The sequence below is a fragment of the Halobacterium sp. CBA1126 genome (assembly GCF_009741975.1).
GTDB lineage: Archaea > Halobacteriota > Halobacteria > Halobacteriales > Halobacteriaceae > Halobacterium.
The window spans coordinates 1-6107 of sequence record NZ_WPCF01000128.1 but is presented as its reverse complement, the minus strand read 5'-3'; the positions used below and the strand labels follow the sequence as shown (position 1 = coordinate 6107).

At 70.0% G+C, this 6107-nt stretch carries 5 protein-coding genes; 3 read left to right on the top strand and 2 right to left on the bottom strand.

The window, feature by feature from the left end; genetic code table 11:
- Both GJ634_RS13515 and GJ634_RS13510 read right to left on the bottom strand, forming a co-directional pair.
- Window positions 1-478: MFS transporter (locus GJ634_RS13515; RefSeq protein ID WP_331714181.1), on the bottom strand; the 478-nt coding region annotated here is incomplete at its 3' end.
- Window positions 479-604: 126 nt separating this feature from the next.
- Window positions 605-1819: a proteasome-activating nucleotidase gene (locus GJ634_RS13510; protein WP_157503392.1), complete on the bottom strand. Its 1215-nt coding sequence runs from the start codon at window positions 1817-1819 to the stop codon at window positions 605-607.
- A gap of 124 nt (window positions 1820-1943) precedes the next feature.
- On the opposite strand from GJ634_RS13510, the gene GJ634_RS13505 reads away from it, so the two are divergent.
- The 3 genes from GJ634_RS13505 to rad50 form a co-directional block, all read left to right on the top strand.
- The gene (locus GJ634_RS13505) at window positions 1944-2186 is read left to right on the top strand and encodes a helix-turn-helix domain-containing protein (protein WP_157503390.1); all 243 of its coding nucleotides are present in this window, start codon (window positions 1944-1946) and stop codon (window positions 2184-2186) included.
- 101 nt (window positions 2187-2287) lie between these two features.
- Window positions 2288-3499, top strand: coding sequence for a DNA double-strand break repair protein Mre11 (gene mre11, locus GJ634_RS13500; RefSeq protein WP_157503388.1), 1212 nt, complete (start codon window positions 2288-2290; stop codon window positions 3497-3499).
- Window positions 3496-6107: DNA double-strand break repair ATPase Rad50 (rad50, locus tag GJ634_RS13495; RefSeq protein ID WP_331714180.1), on the top strand; the 2612-nt coding region annotated here is incomplete at its 3' end. The genes mre11 and rad50, both read left to right, overlap by 4 nt.

Here is a 6107-nt window from a genome sequence, read left to right as displayed (position 1 = left end):
GGACGAAGTGACCGCCGAGCGCGCCGGCGCGGCGCTCGGGCGGCGTCACGTCCGCGATGTACGCCTGCGCGGCGGCGATGTTACCCCCGGCGGCGCCGGCGAGCAGCCGCGCGCCGAACAGCACGACGAGGCCGGCGGTCGTGCCGGCGGCGGCGCCGACCTGCGAGGCGAACCCGAACACGAGCCACGCGACGCCGGCGACGCCGACCGAGAGCACGAGCACGGGACGGCGGCCGCGCTCGTCGGAGATGCGGCCGAGGACGGGAGCGGCGCCGAACTGCGCCAGCGAGTACGACGCCGCGAGCAGCCCGATGAAGACGTCGCTGACGCCGAACGAGCGGACGTAGAACGGGAGCACGGGGATGATGACGCCGAACCCGAGCAGGTCGACGAACACCACGCCGACGACCACCGCGACCGCGCGACGCGACTGGAAGGCGTCGGCGTCGGACGCGGTGGCGGCTCGCGGCGAGGACACGGCCCGAACGACGGCGTCGAGCGGGAAACCGTCTCGGGTCGGACGGCGGTGACGGCGCCGAGGCTACGCGGCGTCGAACCGAGAGAAGTGAGACCGGAGAAAGTGAGACCGGAGAGGACGAGGGGCTTACGCGAACGTCCGCGAGGGCTCGGCGCTCGCCTCGGTGTCCTGCTCGAGCTTCTCGAGGGCGTTCTCGAAGTCCTGCATCGTGATCTCCTCGCGGTCGTCGCGGATGGCGAACATCCCCGCCTCGGTGCAGATGGCGGCGACGTCCGCGCCGGACTTGTCGTCGGTCTCGGCGGCGAGCCGCGCGAAGTCGACGTCCTCCGCGAGGTTCATGCTCCGCGTGTGGATGCGGAAGATCTTCTCGCGGCCGGTCTCGTCGGGGTTCGGCACCTCGATGAGGCGGTCGAAGCGGCCGGGGCGGAGGATGGCGCGGTCGAGCATGTCGAAGCGGTTGGTCGCGGCGATGATGCGGATGTCGCCGCGCTCGTCGAAGCCGTCCATCTCGCTGAGGAGCTGCATCATCGTGCGCTGGACCTCGGCGTCGCCGGAGGTCTTCGAGTCCGTGCGCTTGGAGGCGATGGCGTCGATCTCGTCGATGAAGACGACGGCGGGCTCGTGGTCGCGGGCGACCTGGAAGAGGTCGCGGACGAGCTTCGCGCCCTCGCCGATGAACTTGTGGACGAGCTCGCTGCCGGCCATCTTGATGAACGTGGCGTCGGTCTGGTTCGCGACGGCCTTCGCCATCAGCGTCTTCCCCGTCCCGGGCGGGCCGTGCAGGAGCACGCCGCTCGGCGGGTCGATGCCGACGGTGTCGAACATCTCGGGCTCCTTCATCGGGAGCTCGACGGTCTCGCGGACCTCGCGGAGCTGGTCGTCGAGGCCGCCGATGTCCTCGTAGCCGACGTCGGGGGACTCGTCGACCTCCATGACGCGGGCGCGGACGTCGGCCTCGTCGTCGAGGCGTTCGACGATGGACAGGGAGTTGTTGACCGCGACGCGGGCGCCGGGCTCTAGGTCCTCGCGGAGGTCGTCGGTGACCTCGGTGAGGGCCTCCTGGTTGTTGCCGTGCTGTTTGATGATGGCGCCCTCGTCGTTGAGCTCCTGGACGGTGGCGACGAACAGCGGCGACTGCTTGAGCTTCTTGTTCTCGTGGGAGAGCCGCTCGAGCTTCTGCTGGTACTTGTTGTTCTCGGCGTTGGCGTCGAGCAGGCGGTCCCGCATCTCCTCGTTCTCGTCCTCGAGGGCGGAGAGCTGCTCCTCCAGCGCCTCGATTTTCTCCTGGAGAGAGGCGCCGTCGTCGTAGGGGAGCTCGGCGTCCTCTGCGGTCTCAGTCATCACCACTGGGTAGGGTGTTAGTTCATAAGAGGCTTCGGGTGACCCAACCCCCCCGCACCGAGGATTACCGAGAGGTATTTTCGATAGCGAAACCATTATCTAAGTGCATTCAGTACGTGGAGGTATGAGCGCCATCGCCGACGACACCGAGACGGTCGAAGCACTCGAAGACCTCCCACCGAGCGCGAAGCTCGTCGCCAAAGTCCTGGAGTACAACGACACCCTCACGCAGAGCGAACTCGCGGAGGAGACGCTGCTGCCCGCCCGCACCGTCCGCTACGCGCTCACGCGCCTCGAGGAACAGGACGTCGTCGAGTCCCGGTTCTCGTTCTCGGACGCCCGCAAGCGCATCTACACGCTCGCGTAACCCGGCGTCCGTTCTGCTGTGTCGGCCGCCCGCGGCCGGTCGGGCGGCCCCCCACTGAAGCGCCGAACCTTTATCCGGCGTAGCGCTACATCCCCACAGTAATGGCTCGCGTCATCCACACGGGGGACACGCACCTCGGCTACCGCCAGTACCACTCCCCCGAGCGCCGGCAGGACTTCCTCGACGCCTTCGAGGCCGTCGTCGAGGACGCCGTCGCGGCGGACGTAGACGCCGTCGTCCACGCCGGCGACCTCTACCACGACCGCCGCCCGGGCCTCCGCGACATCCTCGGCACCATCGACGCGCTGCGGCCGCTCCGCGAGGCCGACATCCCGTTCCTCGCCATCGTCGGCAACCACGAGGGGACGCGGGACGCCCAGTGGCTCGACCTCTTCGAGACGCTGGGGCTCGCCGAACGCCTCGACGAGACCGGGCGGCGCGTCGGCGACACCGCGTTCTACGGCCTCGACTACGTCCCCGAGTCGAAGCGCGACGCCCTCGACTACGAGTTCGCCGAGCCCGACGCCGAGCACACCGCGCTCGTCTCCCACGGCCTGTTCACGCCGTTCGCGCACGCCGACTGGGACCTCGACGAGGTGCTCGGCGAGGCCAACGTCGACTTCGACGCCGTCCTCCTCGGCGACAACCACGCCGCCGACACCGCGCAGGTCGGCGACACCTGGGTGACGTACTGCGGGTCGACGGAGCGCGCGAGCGCCAGCGAGCGCGACCCCCGCGGCTACAACGTCGTGGAGTTCGACGGCGGCGACGTCGCCATCTCCCGGAAGGCCATCGACACGCGGGAGTTCGTGTTCGTGGACGTCGACCTCGGGCCGGAGGACGGCACCGAGTACGTCCGGGAGCGCCTCCGCGAGCGCGACCTCGAGGACGCCGTCGTCGTGGTCACCGTGGAGGGCGACGGCGAGACGGTGACGCCCGCGGACGTCGAGCGGTTCGGCGAGGAGCAGGGCGCACTCCTCACCCGGGTCAACGACCGCCGCGAGGTCGAGACCGACGAGGAGGTCGAGGTGTCGTTCGCGGACCCCGACGAGGCCGTCCGCGAGCGCGTCCGCGAGATGGGGCTGAGTGAAGCGGGCCTCGACGTCGACGACACGGTCCGGGACCTCGACGTGGCGGACTCGAACGTCCGCGAGCGCGTGAAGCGACGGGTCGAAGACGCGCTGGACGAGGAGCCGACAGACGGGGACGTCGGGCCGGAGCCCGACGAAACCGCAGAGACCGACGTGGACGCGGACGCCGAGAGCGAGCCGGACGAACAGGCGCAGGCGACGACCATGGAGGACTTCTCGTGAGGTTCACGCGCGTCTCCCTGCGGAACTTCAAGTGCTACGAGGACGCGGACGTGCGCCTCGACAGCGGGGTCACGGTCATCCACGGGCTGAACGGCAGCGGGAAGTCCAGCCTGCTGGAGGCCTGCTTCTTCGCGCTGTACGGCGCGTCCGCGCTCGACAAGACGCTGGACGAGATCGTCACCATCGGCGCCGAGGAGGCGGAGATCGACCTCTGGTTCACGCACGCGGGCAGCGACTACCACGTCCACCGCCGCGTGCGGAACACCGGCGAGCGCGCGTCCACGCCGGACTGCACGCTGGAGACGCCCTCGGGGAGCATCGACGGCGTCACCGACGTCGAGGCGTACGTCTCGGACCTGCTGCGGATGGACGCGGAGGCGTTCGTGAACTGCGCGTACGTCCGGCAGGGCGAGGTGAACAAGCTCATCAACGCCTCCCCGAGCACCCGACAGGACATGCTCGACGACCTCCTCCAGCTCGGGAAACTGGAGGAGTACCGCCAGCGCGCCGGCGACGCCAGACTCGGCGTGGAGGACGTCAAGAGCAACGTCGAGGGGAAACTCGAGGGGCTCGACGAGCAAATCGAGGCGAAGGAAGCCCAGAACCCACACGAGACCCTCGCGAGCCTGCAGTCGGAGCTCGCGGAGGTCACCGAGGACCTCGAGAACTACGAGGACCAGCGCGAGAGCGCGAAAGAGACCCTCGAAGACGCCGAGAGCGTCCTTGAGACCTACGAGGAGAAGCGCGAGGAGCTCGCGGACGTCGAGGAGACCATCGGCGACGTCCGGGAGGCCATCGCGGAGACGGAGAGCGAGCGCGAGGACCTCGCCGACGAGGTAGCCGCCCACCGCGAGCGCGCCGAGGAACGCGAGGCCGAGGCCGAAGACCTCGCGGCGGAGACGGAACTGGACGAGGCGGACGCCGACGCGGCCGCGGAACTGCGCGAGGACCTCGCCGCCGAGCGCGAGGACGTGACCGAGCGCGTCTCCGAGGTCGCGCCGGAGGTGTCGAAGCTCTCGACGGAGGCGGACAACGCCGCCGAGCGCGCGGAAGACCTCGAGGAACGCGCCGAGGACCGCCGGGAAGCCGCCGAGGAACTCGAGGCCGAGGCCGACGACCTCGAGGAGGAGCGCGAAGCGGCCGTCGAGCGCATCGAGGAACTGGACGAGCAGATCGCCGAGGCGAAGGCGGCCTTCGAGGACGCGTCCGTGGAGTTCGGGAACGCCGAGGCGCACCTCGAATCGCTGGAGGCGGACCTCGAGGACCTCCGGGAGCGCCGCGAGCGCGTCCGCGCCGACCTCCAGTCCGCCGAGGACCGCGTCGCGGAGGCCGAGGAGCTACTGGACGCCGGGAAGTGCCCGGAGTGCGGCCAGCCCGTCGACGGGTCGCCGCACGTCGAGAACGTCGACGAGTACCGCGAGCGCGTCGCCGACCTCGAAGCCGAACTGGAGACCATCGAGGCGGACGTCGAGGACGTCACCGAGCGCATCGACCGCGCGGAGTCGCTCGTGGAACGCGAGCGCGAGGTCGCGGACCTCGAACGGGACCGCGAGCTCGCCGTCGAGAAGCGCGAGGACCGAGAGGACGCCGCCAGCGAGGCCCGGGAAGACGCCGAGGAAGCCCGGGCGGAAGCCGCGGACCTCGAGGCCGAAGCCGAGGAAGCGCGCGAGGAGGCCGAGGCCAAACGCGAGGAAGCCGAAGCCAAACGCGAGGAGCTCGCGGAGTTGAACGCCGAGCAGTCGGCGCTGAAGGAGCGCATCGAGCGGCTCGGCGACCTCGCGGACGTCCTGGAGGAGGCCGCCGACCACCGCGAGTCCGCGGACCAGCTCGTGGAGAAGCGCGCGAGCCTCGCGGACCAGAACGAGGAGCGCCGGGACCGCCTGAGCGACCTCCGGGACCGCAAACAGCGCCTCGAGGCGGAGTTCGACGAGGAGCGCGTCGAGCAGGCGAAAGCCGACAAGCAGCGCGCCGAGGACTACCTCGAACAGGTCGAGCCCAAGCTCGAGGAGCTCCGCGAGCGCCGCGACGAGCTACAGGCGGAGGTCGGCGCCGCGGAGAACGCCATCGAGGAGCTCGAAGCCCTCCGGGAGCAGCGCGAGACCGTCGCCGCCCGGCTCGCGGAGCTCGAGGAGATTCACGACGAGGTCTCGGAGCTGGAGGCGACGTACGGCGACCTGCGCGCGGAGCTCCGCCAGCAGAACGTCGCCAAACTGGAGCGCCTGCTGAACGAGACGTTCGAGCTGGTCTACCAGAACGACTCCTACGCCCGCATCGAGCTCTCCGGGGAGTACGAGCTCACCGTCTACCAGAAGGACGGCGAGCCGCTGGAGCCCGAGCAGCTGTCTGGCGGGGAGCGCGCGCTGTTCAACCTCAGCCTGCGGTGTGCCATCTACCGGCTGCTCGCGGAGGGCATCGACGGGGAGGCGCCGCTGCCGCCGCTCATCCTCGACGAGCCCACCGCCCGGGGTGGACGTGGAACTCCGCCACGACCTCTGGGACGTCATCAGCGGGCTGGAACACGACGGCACCACGGTCCTCCTCACCACCCACCTACATCGAGGAGGCCGAGCGGCTCTGCGACGAGGTCGCCATCATCGACTCCGGCCGA

Coding starts and splice junctions, on each gene's coding strand:
- GJ634_RS13510 (WP_157503392.1), bottom strand. CDS start 1,819: ATGACTGAGACCGCAGAGGACGCCGAGCTCCCCTACGACGACGGCGCC.
- GJ634_RS13505 (WP_157503390.1), top strand. CDS start 1,944: ATGAGCGCCATCGCCGACGACACCGAGACGGTCGAAGCACTCGAAGAC.
- mre11 (WP_157503388.1), top strand. CDS start 2,288: ATGGCTCGCGTCATCCACACGGGGGACACGCACCTCGGCTACCGCCAG.